This window comes from Candidatus Merdisoma sp. JLR.KK006 (genome assembly GCF_036941035.1).
Taxonomy (GTDB): Bacteria; Bacillota; Clostridia; order Lachnospirales; family Lachnospiraceae; genus Laedolimicola.
Map to the genome: position 1 here is coordinate 15,675 of NZ_JAYMNS010000031.1, position 18,331 is coordinate 34,005.

16 protein-coding genes are annotated in these 18,331 nt (G+C 46.9%); 1 reads left to right on the forward strand and 15 read right to left on the reverse strand.

The features are described from left to right. Positions 1-145 precede the first annotated feature (145 nt). The 3 genes from VSQ61_RS18565 to VSQ61_RS18575 all read right to left on the reverse strand — a co-directional run bounded on the left by VSQ61_RS18565 (position 146) and on the right by VSQ61_RS18575 (position 2,545). A complete protein-coding gene (locus VSQ61_RS18565; RefSeq protein ID WP_334345881.1) occupies positions 146-868 on the reverse strand; it encodes an amino acid ABC transporter ATP-binding protein in 723 nt (240 codons plus the stop codon). Beyond that, the gene (locus VSQ61_RS18570) at positions 855-1,601 is read right to left on the reverse strand and encodes an amino acid ABC transporter permease (protein ID WP_334345882.1); all 747 of its coding nucleotides are present in this window, start codon (positions 1,599-1,601) and stop codon (positions 855-857) included. The genes VSQ61_RS18565 and VSQ61_RS18570 overlap by 14 nt, the downstream gene beginning before the upstream one ends. 83 nt (positions 1,602-1,684) lie before the next feature. Beyond that, the gene (locus VSQ61_RS18575; RefSeq protein ID WP_334345883.1) at positions 1,685-2,545 is read right to left on the reverse strand and encodes an ABC transporter substrate-binding protein; all 861 of its coding nucleotides are present in this window, start codon (positions 2,543-2,545) and stop codon (positions 1,685-1,687) included. 480 nt (positions 2,546-3,025) lie between these two features. Here VSQ61_RS18575 and VSQ61_RS18580 point away from each other — a divergent pair, with 480 nt between their 5' ends. Further along, a complete protein-coding gene (locus VSQ61_RS18580) occupies positions 3,026-3,850 on the forward strand; it encodes an undecaprenyl-diphosphate phosphatase (protein WP_334345884.1) in 825 nt (274 codons plus the stop codon). Between the two features lie 148 nt (positions 3,851-3,998). Here VSQ61_RS18580 and VSQ61_RS18585 read toward each other — a convergent pair whose 3' ends face one another. The 12 genes from VSQ61_RS18585 to trkA all read right to left on the reverse strand — a co-directional run bounded on the left by VSQ61_RS18585 (position 3,999) and on the right by trkA (position 18,300). After that, on the reverse strand, positions 3,999-5,282 hold the full coding sequence (locus VSQ61_RS18585) for an aspartate aminotransferase type Ic (RefSeq protein WP_334345885.1): 1,284 nt from the start codon (positions 5,280-5,282) through the stop codon (positions 3,999-4,001). 129 nt (positions 5,283-5,411) lie between these two features. Beyond that, a complete protein-coding gene (locus VSQ61_RS18590; RefSeq protein ID WP_334345886.1) occupies positions 5,412-5,981 on the reverse strand; it encodes an HD domain-containing protein in 570 nt (189 codons plus the stop codon). Between the two features lie 79 nt (positions 5,982-6,060). Beyond that, positions 6,061-7,350 (reverse strand): homoserine dehydrogenase, encoded by a 1,290-nt coding sequence (locus VSQ61_RS18595; protein ID WP_334345887.1) that lies wholly within the window; start codon positions 7,348-7,350, stop codon positions 6,061-6,063. Positions 7,351-7,546: 196 nt separating this feature from the next. Next, complete coding sequence (locus tag VSQ61_RS18600; protein WP_334345888.1) at positions 7,547-8,068, reverse strand: M48 family metallopeptidase; 522 nt, start codon at positions 8,066-8,068, stop codon at positions 7,547-7,549. A gap of 19 nt (positions 8,069-8,087) precedes the next feature. Further along, positions 8,088-8,891 carry a TIGR03915 family putative DNA repair protein gene (locus tag VSQ61_RS18605; RefSeq protein ID WP_334345889.1) on the reverse strand — a complete coding sequence of 268 codons (804 nt, stop codon included), beginning with the start codon at positions 8,889-8,891 and terminating at the stop codon, positions 8,088-8,090. Between the two features lie 26 nt (positions 8,892-8,917). Beyond that, positions 8,918-10,270, reverse strand: a complete 1,353-nt coding sequence (locus tag VSQ61_RS18610; protein ID WP_334345890.1) for a putative DNA modification/repair radical SAM protein — start codon at positions 10,268-10,270, stop codon at positions 8,918-8,920. A gap of 259 nt (positions 10,271-10,529) precedes the next feature. Further along, the gene (locus VSQ61_RS18615; protein ID WP_334345891.1) at positions 10,530-11,801 is read right to left on the reverse strand and encodes a uracil-xanthine permease family protein; all 1,272 of its coding nucleotides are present in this window, start codon (positions 11,799-11,801) and stop codon (positions 10,530-10,532) included. Between the two features lie 191 nt (positions 11,802-11,992). Further along, a complete protein-coding gene (locus tag VSQ61_RS18620) occupies positions 11,993-12,958 on the reverse strand; it encodes a hypothetical protein (RefSeq protein WP_334345892.1) in 966 nt (321 codons plus the stop codon). 283 nt (positions 12,959-13,241) lie between these two features. After that, positions 13,242-14,066 carry a P-loop NTPase gene (locus VSQ61_RS18625; RefSeq protein ID WP_334345893.1) on the reverse strand — a complete coding sequence of 275 codons (825 nt, stop codon included), beginning with the start codon at positions 14,064-14,066 and terminating at the stop codon, positions 13,242-13,244. A 33-nt stretch (positions 14,067-14,099) separates the two neighbouring features. Continuing rightward, positions 14,100-15,479 (reverse strand): MATE family efflux transporter, encoded by a 1,380-nt coding sequence (locus VSQ61_RS18630; RefSeq protein ID WP_334345894.1) that lies wholly within the window; start codon positions 15,477-15,479, stop codon positions 14,100-14,102. A gap of 20 nt (positions 15,480-15,499) precedes the next feature. Then, positions 15,500-16,942, reverse strand: coding sequence for a TrkH family potassium uptake protein (locus VSQ61_RS18635; protein WP_334345895.1), 1,443 nt, complete (start codon positions 16,940-16,942; stop codon positions 15,500-15,502). Continuing rightward, positions 16,939-18,300 (reverse strand): Trk system potassium transporter TrkA, encoded by a 1,362-nt coding sequence (gene trkA, locus VSQ61_RS18640; protein ID WP_334345896.1) that lies wholly within the window; start codon positions 18,298-18,300, stop codon positions 16,939-16,941. The genes VSQ61_RS18635 and trkA overlap by 4 nt, the downstream gene beginning before the upstream one ends. Positions 18,301-18,331: the final 31 nt, after the last annotated feature.

The window sequence follows — 18,331 nt, forward strand, 5'->3', positions numbered from 1 at the left end:
CCTCCGCTCTCCTGAAATGTTTATTATCCGCAGCTCTTCAAGACTCCCATATATCAAAATACCACAAGAATCAAAGAGCATTTATATTCCCAGTATAATAAAAAAAAAAGCGCCTGTCCACACAGACGCTCATAAATATTAAAAATTACAAAATTTTTGATAAAAAGTCCTGAAGCCTGGGATCCTTGGGATGCTCGAAAAATTCCTGGGGTGTATTTTCTTCCTTAATAACCCCCTCGTCCATGAACACCACTCGAGTGCCCACCTCTCTGGCAAAGCCCATCTCATGGGTTACAACCACCATAGTCATACCGTCCCTGGCAAGCTGCTTCATCAACTCCAGAACCTCTCCCACCATCTCCGGATCCAGGGCGGAGGTTGGCTCGTCAAAAAGCATGACCTTGGGTTTCATAGCAAGGGAACGCACAATAGCAATTCGCTGCTTCTGTCCGCCGGAAAGCTGGATAGGATAAACATCTGCTTTATCCTCCAGATTCACCAGCTTAAGAAGACGCATAGCTTCTTCCTCTGCCTGTGCTTTTGTCATAAGCTTCTGCTGCACAGGCGCCAGCATAATATTTTTCTTAACAGTCAGATTGGCAAATAAATTAAAATGCTGAAACACCATACCCATATGGCGGCGCACCTTATTGATGTCCACATGAGGGGAGGTAATCTCTTCCCCGTCAAAAGTAATGGTTCCGCCGGTGGGCTGCTCCAGAAGATTGAGGCAGCGGAGAAAAGTGGATTTTCCGGAGCCTGAGGGTCCAACGATTACAACCTTTTCTCCCTGCTCAATATGAGCATCGATATGGGAAATTACCTTGTTATCCCCAAAGGTTTTTGATAAATCCTTAACGTATATCACTTTTTCTCAGCCTCCTCTCCATCTTACCCAAAAGCCAGCTCAGGAACAGGACCATCACCAGATACATGACAGCTATGGCGATAAAGGGAACCAATGCCTGATAGGTATTGGCCTGTATAATCATGGCACCCTTGGTCAAATCCTTTAACCCGATTACCGTTACAATCGAGGTCTCCTTAAGCAGCGTAATCAGCTCATTTCCCAGAGCCGGAAGTACGTTTTTAAAGGCTTGGGGAATAATGACATGACGCATGGTACTCACATAAGTCAATCCAAGAGAACGACCGGCTTCCATCTGGCCCTTGTCAATGGACATAATGCCGGAGCGGACAATTTCCGCCACATAAGCGCCGGAATTTACTCCGAAAGCCAGCACTGCGCAGCGAATCAGGTTTCCGTCCGTGGCCCGTGTAGCGCCCGGAAACAGAACCGGCCAAATAACGAACCACATGATCAATAGCTGTACCATCATAGGCGTCCCCCGGACTACTGTCAGGTAAAGCTTACAGATTCCATTGAAAATCCGCAGAAGAATCCCTCTCCGGTTCTCCGGCTGCTGATCGTGTGCGGAACGGATAACCGCCACCAGCACGCCAAGCACCAAGCCTAAAACCAGGGCAAGCACAGTCACCAGAAGCGTGATCCGGATCCCCTTTACAAAATACATATAATTATCTTTCAATATAAATGTCTGATAAAAGCCCTTCTGTACGCCTTGCCACCATGCTTCCATGCGTCCCCCGGCCCCCTTTCTCCTTTTGGTAAAACAACGGAAAAAGGGGATGTCTTCTCTGAGACATCCCCCTGATGCTCTTCTTATTCAGCTTTGATGTACTTATCCAGGATTTCCTGAATAGAGCCGTCTTCCTGCAACTCTTTCAGCGCTGCGTTCAGCGCATCCAATAATGCCGTATTCTCTTTTGATACGGCGGCCGCATAGTCCTCGATTACATACTCTGTATCCAGGATCTTCAATCCCTCATTGGCTTCTACAAAACTAAGAGCAGGCTGCTCGTCAATAACCACACAGTCCACAGCTCCCTGTACCAGGTTCTGTACTGCCGTTGCACCGTTGGTGTAAGCCAGTACATTCTCCTCGCCATAATCCTCTGAGCAATACTCATATCCTGTAGTTCCCTCCTGAACGCCAATCAGCTTGCCCTCCAGATCATCCGCAGATGCGATTTCGGAATCCTCTTTTACAATAATGACCTGAACGCCGGTTGCGTAGGAATCGGTAAAGTTCACGTTCTCAAGACGCTCTTCCGTAACCGTCATGCCTGCCAGTCCAATATCAACTCCGCCGGTCTGTACGGAAGTTACGATAGTTGAAAAATCCATATCCATAATCTCCAGAGTCAGCCCCAGCTTCTCTGCCAGAAGTCCTGCGATCTCCGCATCGATTCCCACGATGTCGTCTCCGTCATAGAACTCATAGGGCGGGAATGCTGCATTTGTTCCCATGGTCAGGATGCCCTCTGTTACTGTGGTAAATTCTCCGATTTCTGCCGGAGCCTCTGTCCCATCCGGTGCATCCGCATCCTCTGCCGGAGCTTCTGCGTCTTCTGCAGGCGCCTCTGCCTCAGCGGGTGCTGCCGGCTCTTCTGTCTTGGAGCCGCATGCTGCCATGGATGCACACATAGCTCCCGCTAATAAAAGTGCGATTAATTTTTTCATGTTCTTTCCTCCCAAACTTTATAATAAGTTATTATGAAAGCAATCTGCTTTCACACATATAGATAAGGCTATGGGTTGATAGCCTATTAAACCATTTTAACATTATTTTTATAAATTACAAGAGAAAAAATGTATAAATTTGAACATTTCATGCATAAATTTTCGTCTTATATTTACAGATGGGACGGCTTTGGGCAGGATGTGAATTAAAGTATGAGAAATGCGGACGCCGCAGGAGGGAAATAGGTACTCCCCCTGCTCCGCTTCGCTAACACGCCTGTGGAGTACCTATTTCCCTCCTGTGGTTGGTTTTGCATGTTTTTGCTGCTGTATTAGGACTTTTATTTCTCGGGTTGTTCGTTGACTTTATATTTGGGTGTGGTATACTAAGACGGATAGTCTAGTGTATTTTAACATCGCAGAAAAAAACGTATGCAGTTTTTTGCATATGGGTTATAAAAAAGAAATGAGGTTTTTAGTATGAATGTTTTTGAATGGTTAAAGGTGCTTCTTCTGGGTATTGTGGAGGGAATTACAGAGTGGCTTCCTATCAGCAGTACCGGGCATATGATTTTGATTGAGGAACTGGTTCATTTAAATGTGAGTGCGGATTTTATGGAGATGTTCCGTGTTGTCATTCAGCTTGGAGCGATTCTGGCTGTGGTTGTGCTCTATTTTGGAAAGCTGTGGCCCTTTACGACGCCGAAGAACGGCTGGATCAAAAAGGAAACCTGGTCACTGTGGTTCAAGGTTTTGGCTGCAGTTCTTCCGGCAGCGATTATTGGAATTCCTTTTGATGATAAGATTGATGCCCTGTTCTATAATTATCAGACAGTGGCAATTACTCTGATTGTGTATGGAGTTTTATTTATTGTGATTGAGAATCGGAACCGGGGCAGAAAACCTGTGGTGCAGAACTTCCGTCAGTTAAGCTTTTCTATGGCTTTCTTTATTGGAGCTTTTCAGGTATTGGCGCTGATACCCGGCACTTCCCGATCCGGAGCTACAATTTTAGGTGCTATGCTCCTGGGGCTTGCGCGGCCCATAGCTGCGGAGTTCAGCTTCTTTTTGGGAATTCCGGTTATGTTTGGCGCAAGTCTTCTGAAACTGGTAAAATTCGGCTTCGATTTTACAGGCACAGAGATTGGGATTTTAGCAGTTGGCATGGTTACTGCTTTTGTGGTATCTATACTTGCCATTCGATTTTTGATGGGATATATTCGGAAGAATGATTTTAAAGCCTTTGGTTATTATCGAATTGTCTTAGGCATCCTGGTTCTTGCTTATTTTCTGCTTCTCGGCTAGTAAATTGCCCATGTGCCGGCATTAGATTCTTGCATATAAAAATAAAGGACATGACAGAATGTAAACCATCGCTTATTCCGTCATGTCCTTTCACTATTCAATGCCCATTCACCACTATCGTCTTTGATTTATGGCAGTATGCCAATCTCTATACTTCCAAAAGCTTCTCCACACTAGCCAGCTTCACACAGAGTACAAACAGATCCGTTGCCACCGCCAGTTCTTCCTTGGTCGGGAAGGACGGGGCGATACGAATATTGCTGTCCATGGGGTCTTTCCCATAGGGATAGGTCGCTCCTGCTCCGGTCATTACTACGCCAGCTTCTTTGCATTTTGCAACAATAGCCTTAGCACAGCCCTCCATAGCATCAAAAGAGATAAAGTAGCCGCCTCTCGGACGTATCCAGCTTCCAATCTCCAAACCGGAAAGCTCACGTTCCAGAGTATTAAGGACAGCCTCAAACTTCGGACGCATAATTGCCGCATGCTTGCGCATATGCTCATGGATGCCGTCTATATCTTTGAAAAATCTCACATGCCGAAGCTGATTTACCTTATCATGACCGATGGTCTGAATGGTAAGCTGCTTCTTAATGTCTTTCAGGTTGTTGGGCGATGTGGCTATGCAGGCCACACCGGATCCCGGAAAGCTGATTTTTGAAGTGGAGCAGAATTTGTAAACAATGTCCGGATTCCCCGCCTTCTCACACTCGTCCAGAATCTCCAGCAAAAAATCCTGGTGATCATCATATAAATGATGCACGCAATAAGCATTGTCCCAAAAGATACGGAAATCCTCCGCAGCCGGCTTCAGATTGGCAAAACGGCGGACCGTTTCATCCGAATAGGTAATTCCCTGAGGATTGGAATACTTAGGCACACACCAGATTCCCTTGATTGCCGGATCACTGCTTACCAGCTTCTCCACCAGATCCATGTCCGGCCCTTCCGGTGTCATGGGAACATTTATCATCTCTATACCAAAATATTCCGTGATAGCAAAATGACGATCATATCCGGGAACCGGGCATAAGAACTTTACTTGCTCCTGCTTGCACCAAGGTGCATGTCCCATGATACCGTGAGTCATAGCACGGGCTACCGTATCGTACATTACGTTCAGGCTGGAATTGCCATAGATAATCATTTTATCCGGAGATACCTCCGACATCTGGCCAAGAAGCTCCTTTGCCTCTTTCACGCCATCCAGCACACCATAATTCCGGCAGTCTACCCCCTCCGAATCCTTCAAATCCACACCACTGTGCAGGACATCCATCATTCCCATGGAAATATCCAACTGCTCCGCACTGGGTTTTCCTCTGGACATATCCAGATGCAGATTCTGCGCCTGTACCTCCTGGTATCTTGTCTCCAGCTCCTCCTTTAGATCCAGAAGCTCTTCCCTGCTCATTTCCCGGTAAGATTTCATTTTGCTCCTCCTCTTTCGCTGCCATCCAGCTTTTAGCTTTATGCAGCACTTATGCATAATTTACTGTCAACTATATTTCCTGTAGCAGATTATCCTTTTTTCACAAATTTGTCAAGCCGTTTTTCACATTCATCCAAAGACAGCCTGTACCAAATAGTTATATTCCTGCCATGTCGGATACTCTTCCAGCTCTCTTAAAGCTTCCGCAATTGAGCGGTACATCCACTCATGCATCTTTTTATTCTTCACATTAAAGCGCTCCCATACCGTATCTCCGATAATGCACACATCCCGGTGAATTGCCCGTAGATTGGAAAGCTTGTCTGCCAGCGCCAGCATCTTTGCATCCGTATCCGCCTCTGTCTCCAGAAATGTAATCGTCTCCTGTTTGCGTATTTTCCATGTAAGAGACGCCGGAAAATTTCTTCGTTTATTCTCACTTTCCCCCATAACCAGCTCTGTTATTCTGCGTCCAAAGTGCGCAAGGAGATCCTGTTCCGTAGCCTCAGTATCCTCCAGAACATCATGCAGAACTGCCGCTGCAATCACTTCTTCGTCATCTGTCATCGTAGACACAATCGCTGCCACCTCAATGGGATGGACAATATAGGGTACATTCGTTCCCTTGCGCATCATTCCCGAATGGGCCTTTGTTGCAAAAATGATTGCAGAATCCAATAGTGTCAATACCTTCTCCATATTCTTTTCCTCTCCATGGGGCGAAAGCATCCAATTCTGCTTTCCCCATAAGCAGAACCGGATACTTCGTTCCTTCTCTCTATGCATATACACGCAAAATCGTGGAAATTTCTTTGATCATAGACATCTCACCAAGCACCAGAAGCGAATCTTTGAAATGGCGCTCCAATACTTGTTCCGTAATGACAGCAAGCTCAGCCAGTTCACCACGTTTATTTTTTTGAATCACTTGAGCAATACTCACATTATTATTGCCAAACACCGAAGCAATCCCGGCTAGAACGCCTGGACGATCTTCTACCTGCAGGCGCAGAAAATACCGATGACTTGTCTCATCCGCCGACTTCACACACAGATTCTTATAACAGGTGCAGCCGAGTCTTCCTGTACTTCCTGCCTGAATATTCCGGACAATCTCAAAGATATCGCCTGCCACTGCACTGCCCGTTGGGAATCTGCCGGCGCCGCGTCCTAAAAACATTGCGTCATCCACCGCATCCCCGTGTACAAAAACAGCATTAAACGCATCCTGAACCGATGCCAGCGGATGTTCCTTGGGAATCAGCATAGGATAGACCCCTGCTTCTATGCCGTCCTCACCGTTTTTTGCCACTCCCAGAAGCTTAATCACCATGTTCAGTTCATCTGCATAGGCAATGTCCGCCGCTGTAATCTTCGTAATCCCCTCTGTAAATACATCCGCAAAGGTCACCCGGGAATTGAAAGCAATGGAAGCCATAATCGCTACCTTCCGCCCTGCATCATATCCTTCCACATCCGCCGTCGGGTCAGCCTCCGCATAGCCCAGCTCCGCAGCCAGCGCCAGCGCATCTGAGAATTCCATCTTGTCCTGAGTCATTCGTGTTAGTATGTAATTGGTTGTTCCGTTTACAATCCCCATAACCTCAGTGATATAATTGGCTGCCAGACATTGCTTCAGAGGACGTATAATGGGAATCCCTCCTGCCACTGCTGCCTCAAACATCAAATCGCAGCCATGCTCCCGGGCCGTATCCAAAAGCTCCCGGCCATAGTCTGCCAGCAGGTCCTTATTGGCTGTCACCACATGCTTTCCTGCCTGCAGAGCTTCTAAAATATAAGTCCGAGCCGGCTCGATACCACCCATTAACTCAATCACAATTTGAATCTTTGGATCTTCCGAAATCTCTTTCCAATCCTCCGTCAACAGGGCAGAATCCAATCCCTCCCGCTTTTTCCCTTTATCACGCACCAGGATCTTTGTAATCTCCACAAAGACTCCCAGCTTTTTGGGCATTTCTTCTTTCTGGCGCTTCAGAATCTCATAGACTCCCCCGCCCACTGTACCTGCGCCTAAAAGCGCAGCTTTTATTACCGGAATATCTCCCATTTTCTTTCTCCTGTCTGAAACTCTTTCCCTGCACCCTTTCATGGATGTTATTCATATAATGAGCCACAGCAAACCTATACTGTTGACCATAGATATAAGTGTACTATGATTTCAAAGACATGTCAAAAGAACTTTTATAAAAAACTATGTCTATTTTGTAAAATTAAGGAATCCTTCAGACAAAGTGAAGAAGCTCTCAGGAATGCGCTTTCAGCCATTGCATACATTCCCGATAGTCCGGAAGTATCTGCTCCACAATTCGGTAAAATGCTTTGGAATGATTCATTTCCTTCCGGTGGGCCAGTTCATGCACCACCACATAGTCCTGAACCTCGTCCGGACAAAGCATCAATCTCCAATTATAATTCAAATTTCCTCTGGCACTGCAGCTTCCCCATCTGGTCTTCTGCCCCCGGATAGAGATGCGCCCATAAGTAACACCCATCCTGTCCGCATAATAGGCTGTCTTTTCTGCCAGCACTCTTCGTGCCTGTTCCCGGTAAGCCTGCTCCTCTTCCAAAGAAGGTGTGGGCAGAAGGCTTTGATGATTATTCACCTCCAAAAGCTTTTTTTCAAGCCACGTCTCATGGCGCTGTACAAATGCCGCAATTTCCTGCACAGGATAGCGAAGAGGCGCCCGTACAAGCACTTTCCCCTCTCTGGTCACTTGAAGCGCCAATGTCCGGCGTCTGCTGCGTATTACTTCATAAGAAATCATCTGACTTTATCCTCTCTGCTTATTTCTCCCCCTGTTTTCCTCCAAGCTCATCCCGTTCCTGCCGAAACTCTGTCATGCAGGATCGGAACCGCAGCGGCAGAAGGCCCTGCTGACATCTTGGATTCCTCCGTTCTTCAATGGCAATGGTTTTGCAAAAGAGCTTCCACAGCTCCTGAAACTCCTTTTCCTGCCCGGAGCGGCACATCAGATAATCCGGATTAAGCTCCTTGGCATCTGCCAGCACCCAAAGGGAGCCTTTGGGATGCACTGCCATGACGCTGCGCTTTTTATCATGAATCACCCAATTTTCCTGCTGAAACCGGTCCGAAAAATGAGGGGCCAAAAGGGGCAGAACTGCATATGCCGGTTCAATCGTGCTGTAAAGCACCCCATTTTCCAGCTCCTCAAAGCGTACAAATCCCATATAACGGTGAGCCTCGTGCCATGCCTTGGTACGAAGTCTCATCACTAAGGAAACGTCAGGATCCTGAAGACAGTTGACTACCTGATGCCCGTTCATCATATGAAGCCCCAGTACTACCATTCGATAGATGGCATCCGCCCTTTTGCTGTCCGTACAGGCTGCTGCATAGCAGACTGCCTCAAATGCTTCCTCCCCAAGCTTCTGACGAATTGTGCGCAGTACCTTTTCTGCCTTAAGGGCACCTGTCTTCACCTGACGATATTCACAGAACAGCTCCAGGCTGTCTGCGGCATCTGTTTTCAGACGCACATTCTTATGTCCCAGGCGGCTGTCCCAAGCATCATAGATACCTGTCAGTATTCCGTCCAGGCTGTCCTCACACCAAAATATCGTAGTCATCCGCTTTCTCCTCCATTATGATTGTGTTATGCTGATAAATTTGGGGATTTACTCTCAAACCCTGTACCTGATTGGCAGGAAAAATTCTGATCATCAAACAGGGATAATTGCCGATAAGTCACCTGTTCCCCAATTCCTAATGGCAGTCGCTCCTTTACATCCAGCAGATTGCGTGTAATAAAGTCTTCCTCTATCCGAATCGGATACATGGTCCGACCCTGGCAGGTTATAAAATAGAGCGCACGCTTTAACACTACACCCATCCGCTTCAAATCCGGAAAATCCAAACTTTCCAGCCGTCTTGCTTTCACTATCCTCTGTGCGGAACGCACGCCAATTCCCGGTACTCTAAGAAGAGTCATATAATCGGCTCTGTTAACCTCTACCGGAAATTGTTCCAAATGGCCCAGGGCCCAGTCACACTTGGGATCTAACAGCACATTAAAGTTAGGCTTATCCTCTGAAAGCAACTCTGAAGCGTGAAATCCATAATATCGCAGCAGCCAGTCTGCCTGATACAAACGATGCTCCCTTAGAAGGGGCGGGCCGCCGGGCAGCGCCGGAAGCATACTGTCCTCATTCACCCGTACAAAGGCAGAATAAAATACCCTTTTTAGTTCAAACTTCTGATACAAAGATTCTGCCACAGATACAATCTGAAAGTCATTCTCCGGCGTAGCGCCGATAATCATCTGGGTAGACTGTCCGGCAGGAACAAACCTTGGCGCATTGCGATAAAGGGCCAGCTCATTCCGATTCTCTTCCATACGGTTCTGAACCTGGCGCATGGGGGTGAGAATTCGTGCCCGTGACTTATTGGGGGCAAGGAGCCGCAGGCCCTCCGCTGTAGGAAGCTCCAGATTCACACTCATGCGATCTGCCAGATAACCGGTCTGCTCAATGAGCCGGGAATCTGATCCCGGAATGGCTTTCACATGGATATAACCTCCAAAGCCATATTCATGGCGCAGCTTATACAAGGTCCGATACAGCAGCTCCATAGTATAGCTTGGGCTTTTCAAAATACCGGAGCTCAAAAACAGCCCTTCGATATAATTCCGCCGATAAAATCCCATTACCAGATCACAGACCTCCTGAGGAGTAAACGCTGCCCTGGGAACATCATTGGAAGCCCGGTTCAGGCAGTAACGGCAATTGTAAATGCATTCATTGGTAAAAAGTATCTTCAAAAGGGAAATGCACCTGCCATCTGCAGAAAAGCTATGGCAAATCCCTGCTTCCGTGCAATTTCCCACACCTTTTCCCGTATTTCCCCGTTCTGTACCGCTGGAGGTACAGGCTACATCATATTTGGCCGCATCCGACAAAATATTCAGCTTCTCCATCAGTGTAAGCTTCTCTGGCACTCGAATCTGCATCCATCTCTCCCCTTATTTTCAAACATTTGTTCCGAACATTTGTTTTATTATTGTATCACACAAGGAGACTTGTTACAAGTAGAAAACAGAGAAAATTTTATTATTTTATAGCAATTTAAAGGACTGGGAATATACAGAAAAACTTTATCCGCCATATTCCAGTCCCTTATATGTATACCAATCGGCTTTACTTTTTAACAAATTTTTATCCGCTTACGGAAGACTCCGGTACATGGAAAAGGGCTTCTCATCCCCCACCCTATGGTACTTCAATCACATCATCCTTCCCAACCGGCAGAATCGCAGCCAAAACCATTCCAACCACTGCCGCCAGCGCCAGTCCGGAGATAGTAACCGTTCCCGCTACAGGAATACTGTCACAGCCTATTCCCAGCACGAAGATCAAAGCTGCAATCATCAGATTCCGGCTGTTACCAAAGTTCAAACGGGAATTAATAAGAATCCGCACACCTACGGAAGAAATCATGCCATAAAGTACAATGCTGATTCCCCCTGTCACCGGTCCCGGAATACTGGTAATAATTCCCCCTATCTTTCCGAAAAGTCCCAGAATAATGGCGAATACCGCCGCAATCCGGATTACCAGCGGATCGTAATTCTTTGTTACGGCCAGCACTCCCGTATTCTCTCCATATGTAGTATTTGCCGGTCCGCCCAAAAGACCCGCCACAGCCGTTGCAACACCATCGCCTAAGATAGTCCGGTGGATCCCTGGATCTATCATAAAGTTCTTTCCTACCACCGCACTGTTGGTGGTAATGTCCCCCACATGCTCAATCAATGTTACCAGGGCAATAGGCGCTATCGCCAGAATTGCATCTGCCTTAAAAGCCGGCATACACAAAACCTGATCCATGATGTTCCGATCCAGAAAAGAAAGGGCATGTGCCTCCTTCATGGGTGTCATATCAATAAATCCCATAGGAATGCATACCAGATAGCCCACAATAATTGCAAAAAGGATGGGCATCAGATTATAAATCCCTTTGGCAAACACCGATATACAGATAACGGCAGCCAATACCACCACAGTCACCAGAACTGCTTTCATACTAAATTCCCCATTCCAGTAAAATGCGGAATTAATAGCGGAACCGGAAAGGCGCAGGCCAATAACAATAATAATCGGCCCGGTCACAATAGGCGGCAAAAGCTTATTTACCTTTTCATACCCCACCAGCTTAATCAGACCCGCAAACACGGCATACACCAATCCTGCCACGATCAGCGCTCCCTTAACAGATGCCAGTTTATCCAAATAATCAGCATCTCCCATACGGGAATCTCCCAGAATCGCACAAATACCACCGATAAAAGCAAAACTGGAGCCTAAAAAAACAGGTACTTTCCTCTTTGTAATCCAATGGAATAAAAGAGTTCCAAGCCCTGCGCAAAATAATGTGATCGAAGTATTCAGTCCTGTCAACGCCGGTACGAGCACCGTGGCTCCAAACATTGCCAGAACATGCTGAATTCCAAGTATCAGTTTTTGACCTGCGGTCTTTTCCATATAACACATTCCCCCTTGTAAAATTTTTCTATCTAACTATACAATAGATCCGGAAATTTGGCAATGGCAAGAGCAAAAAAATTACGCTCATATTTTTCCATTTTTTTCTTAATAACTTCTTTTTTTGGTAAATGGCAAGCCCAAAAAAGGGCCTGCATACGGCCCTTTTATTAAAATATAAAATTTCTCTATCAGCTCAACGGATAATATCCCATTCTGTTCCCCAATGAAACCGCTATGTAAAGAGGTGCTTCTCCCTGTGCCAGTTCATCCGGTATCTCAAAGAACAGCTCCCCATCCTTCGATTCTCCCGGTTCCAGCGATGTATTATTCAGACACGGGCTGTAGGTCATGGCATTGACACAGTCATAAAAATTCTCATGTCCCTCATCTGTCACCTGCACAAGGGGATCTTCTCCAACGTAATAAACCATTGGCAGGAATATATCCTTTTCCATGCCTTTGTTGGTGATTGTAAATTTCCCCTTGACAAACTGACAGCCGTCATTTGCCGTATAAACATACCAATTATCCTCAAATTCTTTTACAATCTCAGCCGAATGGCAGGTAATCTCCCATCCTGCCAGAGTCACCGGCTCATCAATCGCAATTTCACTCTTTCCGGACAAATGATCCATCAGAGACACATAGCTTTCCGGCTCGTTGATATGGTGGTATATATAACTCAGAACATCTGCCCCTGCCTCATATAAGTCTACAGAGGTACTGGAGTTAATCTCCCGAATAGCAGTTTCACTTCCATCTGAGTTCTGATAGAATCCGCCCTCCTCATAATTTGCAGTTAAAACCAGATAATAGTCGGCCTCCTCTGCCGTTGCAGGGTATTCCTCCTCAGGAAGTTCCAGCATAAAATCGCCTATCAACCGCAGGGAGGGAGGTGAGTCATCAAACTCCTCTCCTTGAAGATTCCGATATAAAGCAATGACTTTCTTCCCCTCTATCTCAATAGCCTCGGGTTCACCCTCCTCTGTCTCCTGGGAAGAAGCTTCATCCTGTAATGTCAATTCCTCATCTACAGTAACCGTTAGGTTTGATGCATAGTAGTCCTCCTGGGTTAACTGTGAAGTATTTTTGAAAGAATCTTCACCAAACTTCCCCTCTACCGCAGGAATCACAGTATTTTTCAAATAGTCCAAGTAAGTCAGGGCATCTTCCAGATTCGCTTCCCTGATTTGATAGGGCGCAAGAGAAGAATAGAAAAATGTATCCTGCCAGGCATCCCAGCATCAGGCAAACTGCCGTTGCCGCTGCCAAAATCCTCTTCACTTTCGTATCCCCCTTAGAAATAATTTCCCTTTCGTGCCTATATCCGTATCATCCACTTAAGCCTAAAAAATCCATAAGGCTCCAAAGCTTAAGAGTTAATCACATTGATTCCATATTGGCTCTCAATCAATCAGCAAAGCGATTGGCCCGAATTTACTCAAAATCCACATCCAGATATGGATTTTCCACCCTATGGAACTCTCCCCTGTCCGCAGCCTCCGCAAAAGCCGGCTCCACAGGCATTTTGCCGAGTACCTTTAAGTCCAGCTTTGCCGCCTCTTCATCAATATGACTCTTGCCAAACAGCTGAATCTCCTTACCGCAGTCCGGACATTTAAAATAGGAATAATTTTCAATGATTCCCTTTACTGGAATATTCATCTGCTCCGCCATGCTCAGGGCTTTTCTTACTATCAGCTGAACCAGATCCTGAGGTGAGGTTACCATAACAATCTCATTCACCGGAAGCGACTGGAATACGGTCAGGGGCACATCTCCCGTTCCCGGCGGCATGTCAACCAGCAGAAAATCCAGATCGCCCCAGATTACATCTGTCCAGAACTGCTTCACCACATTGGCAATGATGGGACCTCTCCAGATAACCGGTGCTGTCTCATCGGGAAGCAGAAGGTTGATGGACATAAGCGCAATTCCGTTCTCCGTATAGCAGGGTGTGATTTTGCCATCCTCCGTTGCTTCTGCCGGACCATGAACACCATACATCTTCGGAATGGAAGGCCCTGTAATATCCGCATCCAGGATTCCCACCTTATAGCCCTTTGCCGCAAGCCGGTTTGCCAGGGAAGCCGTTACCATAGACTTTCCCACGCCGCCCTTGCCGCTGACCACACCGATCACCCGGCGAATACAGCTATACTCGTTGGCATCCACCTGAAAGCTTGCAGGCCCCTGTTTACTGGGGCATCCCTCACAGCTTGACTTATCACAGCTGCTGTTATTGCATCCTTTTTCTGACATATTTATCGTCCTCCTATTTAACATATTTAACTTTTAATTTTCCAATTCCCTCGTTATATTTCGAAGCCACAGCTTCTTCCGGTACCGCCATGTGGTAATAGGAATCTTTACAATCTCATCCGACAGCAGCACCACAAATACCGCCTTCACGCCCCAGTGCAGCCAAAATGCAGCAATAGCCCCCAGGAAAATGGAAAAGCACCACATGCCAATTACATCCACGAAAAATCCAATCCGTGTATCTCCCCCGGCCCGGAACACGCCTACAATCATCGTAGTGTTGTAAGACTGGAAGACAGCATAATAGCACACCACAAAAAGCATAAACAGCAGATAATCCTTTGCCTGATCTGAGATTGTCATGCTTCCGGCTATCCATCCTCTTAAGAAAAACAAGCTCAAGGACGCAGCCAGTGTAATTCCTACACTGAGCCATATAAACTTTCGGGCATAAGCCTCCGCCAGCCTAAGCTTCTGTTCCCCAATTACTTTTCCAATCATAATGGAGGTGGCGGCAGACAGGCCGAATCCTATCACCATAATCAGCTGCCGGGATACCTGGGCTACGGAATTGGCAGCCACGGCCGCACTTCCCAAATGACCGATAATAGCCGCATTGACAGACATGCCCAGTCCCCACATAAGCTCATTGGCCACTACCGGGGAGGAAAATACCACAAAATCCTTTAATAAATATCGGTCAAATTTTACAAAATCCCGCAGATGGAGAGAGATAGGATTGCCCTTCCAGTTTATGTACAGCACCACAATCACCAGCTCCATAATTCTGGCAAACAAGGTTGCATAGGCCGCACCGCAGACGCCCATTGCAGGAACTCCAAACATGCCGAAGATCAAAATTCCATTGCCAATGATATTGATAATCAGAGAAATGAAATACGTCCAGGTGGCAACTACCACCCGCTCAACACTGCGCATCAGATTCAGATAAATCATGGTAAAGGCCACCGGAAGATAAGACCAGGACACAATACGCAGATAAGAAATTCCTTCTTGTATCACCGGCTCTTCCGTAGTAAAAGCGTACATAAGCTCCCTGGGAAATGCCTGGGCCGCCCCAAAAAACACAATGCCTATCCCCATTGCAGCACACAGAGATATCCCAAATACCTTCTCAATGGTACGAACATCCTGCTTTCCCCAATACTGGGCCGTCAAAACCGAAGCGCCGGATGTCAGTCCGAAAAAGATCAGGTTCATAATAAACTGAACCTGACCAGCCAGAGAAGCTCCGGAAAGCGCAGTCTCTCCTACTTTCCCCAACATCACCACATCGGCAGTCGTCACGCCTACATTAATCAGATTCTGCAAAGCCATGGGAATTACAAGGGCAATCGCCATTCGATAAAAGGCACGGTTTTCCTCTGCCGTTAATCTATTATGTTCTTTCATATACTTTCTATACTTGCTCCTTAAAACTTCTTTCTCCATACCTGCGGCGCAAACAGCATCAGGATCGGCAGGATCTCAAGACGTCCCACCAGCATATCCACGCTCAAAACCACCTTGGAAAAATAAGAAAACTGCGAAAAATTCTCAATAGGCCCCACATTTGCAAGACCGGGTCCCACATTATTCAGGGTTGTGAGCACCGCTGTAAAATTCGTTGTAAAATCAAAATTATCAAAGGCTACCAGCAAAATAGAACCTGCCAAAATCACCAGATAGCAGATGAGATACACATATACGCCATGAATACTCTCTCCCGGCACCCTCTTTCCATCCATCTTCACCACATTCACGGACTTTGGATGCAGAATCTGGCGAATCTCCTTATTGATGGTCTTTGCCAAAATCAAAATTCGGGACACCTTCATACCGCCGTCCGTAGAGCCGGCGCAGGCGCCGATAATCATCAAAAGCAGAATTACCATCTTGGAAAGCTCCGGCCAAAGCTCAAAATTAGCCGTCACAAAACCGGTTGTGGTAATCACCGATGCCACCTGAAAAGCTGCAAAGCGCAAAGCCCGAAGGGGCGTCTCATAGAGGTTCAAAATATTGATGGTAATCACTGCCGTAGCCGCCACCACCACTCCCAGATAAGCACGCAGCTCCTCACTCTTCATTACTGCCTTCACGTTCTTCAAAAGAAGCAGATAATATAAGTTAAAATTCACGCCGAACAGCAGCATAAATACGGTAATCACACCGTCAATGTATGCACTGTCAAAAGCCGCAATACTTGCGTTCATACTGGAAAAGCCGCCGGTTCCTGCCGTACTGAAGGTATGAATCACCGCATTGTACAGATTCATCCCCCCTGCCAGAAGCAGCACAATCTCCACGCAGGAAAGAAAAATATACATGCCGTAGAGAATCTTTGCCGTACCTCTGCTTTTGGGCACCAGCTTATCACAGGTGGGTCCCGGCATCTCCGCACGCATCAGGAACATAGCTCCCTTATTTCCCAGAGGAATCACTGCCATAACAAAAACCAGCACACCCATGCCGCCGATCCAGTGCGTTAAGCAGCGCCAAAAGTTAATTCCCTTTGGAAGCGCCTCAATATCCTGCAGGATGGTGGAACCTGTAGTCGTAAATCCCGAAACCGTTTCAAAAAATGCATCCACAAAATGAGGAATCGCTCCGGACAGCACAAAGGGCAATGCTCCAAAAGCAGACCATAAAATCCAGGCCAAAGCCACGATAATAAAGCCTTCCTTTGCATAAAACACCATATTTTTCGGCCTTTTCCCAAGGAGAAGGGACAGAGCCATCAAAAAAGCCGCCGTAAGCACAAAAGTAAGGCCGCTGTGCTCCTGATAGAGCAGGGACACAAAAGCCGGAATCATCAGCACCAAACCTTCAATTCTCAGCATTCTTCCCAGAATAAATCGAATCATACTGTAATTCATCGCTTCAGAATCTCCTCCAGATCCTCCAGGCCCTGGCTCATGGTTACAACCACGACGCTGTCGCCTACTTCCAGTGTGTCATTGCCGCCCGGAATAATGATCTGCCGCTTTCGTACAATACATGCCACCAAATGATTCTCCTTTAAGGTCAAATCCTTTAGCGGAATCCCCGTATATTTGGCCGCCTCCCGAATCTGGAACTCCAGAGCCTCCACTCTGCCGTTGATGAGCTGATATACAGTCTCAATATTGGCGCTGCCCATGGAGTTCTTCATAGCCCGCACATAGCTCATAATCAAATTAGCCGTTACATTTTTTGCCGAAACTACGCTCTCCATGCCAAGCTCATCCACCATATGCTGCAGTGCCTCATCATTCACCTTGGTGATAATCTTGGACACATTCTTCGTCTTAGCGTACATGGACATAATGATATTTTCCTCGTCCATGCCGGTGAGGGCCACAAATCCGTCTACATGATCGATGCCTTCCTCTTCCAGAAGCTCATGATCCGTCGCATTGCCATGGATGATGGTCGCCTTGGGCAGAAGCTCACACAGTTCTCCGCAGCGAGCCCCGTCCCGTTCAATAATCTTTACATTCATTCCTAAAGACAGCAGCTTCAAAGACAGATAATAAGCCGTCTTTCCTCCGCCGCAGATAAGGACATTTTTCACACGGCCCCGCAGACCGCCTACGAATTTGAAGAATTTTTCGATCTCTTTATGGGAAGCCGCAATATTGATCTTATCTCCCTGCCTTGGAACAAAGCTTCCGTCCGGAATATAAACTTCTCCGCCCCGCTGGACAGCACAGACCAGCATCTTGATCTGATATTTCTCATAAAATTCACGGAAAGACAACCCAGCCATGGGATTCCTCTCATTGACGGACGCCTCCACCAGCTCCACGCGGCCCTTCGCAAAGGTCTCCACCTTGGCTGCCGATGGGAAGATCAGGACTCTGGAAATCTCCCCGGCAAGAACAAGCTCCGGGTTAACTGCCATGCTCAGCTTCAGTTCATCCTTAAATAAATGAATCTGCTGATAATAGACAGGATTGCGTACCCGGGCAATGGTCTGCTTGGCTCCTAATCTTTTGGCCAATAAGCAGCAGAGCATATTCATTTCATCGGTGGATGCACAGGCAATTACCAGATCCGCTCCCTGCACGTCCGCCTCCATCTGAATCTCTGCGCTGGCCCCATCGCCCACAATACAGGAAACATCCAGTTCATTGATTGTATCCTTCAGACGCCTTTCCCTCACATCAATCAGGGTTACATCATAACGTTCGACCGTAAGCTGTGTGGCAAGCTTATGTCCCACCTTGCCGTCCCCAATTATCACAATATTCATTCGTACTCTCTCCATTTAAATTCAACAGCGC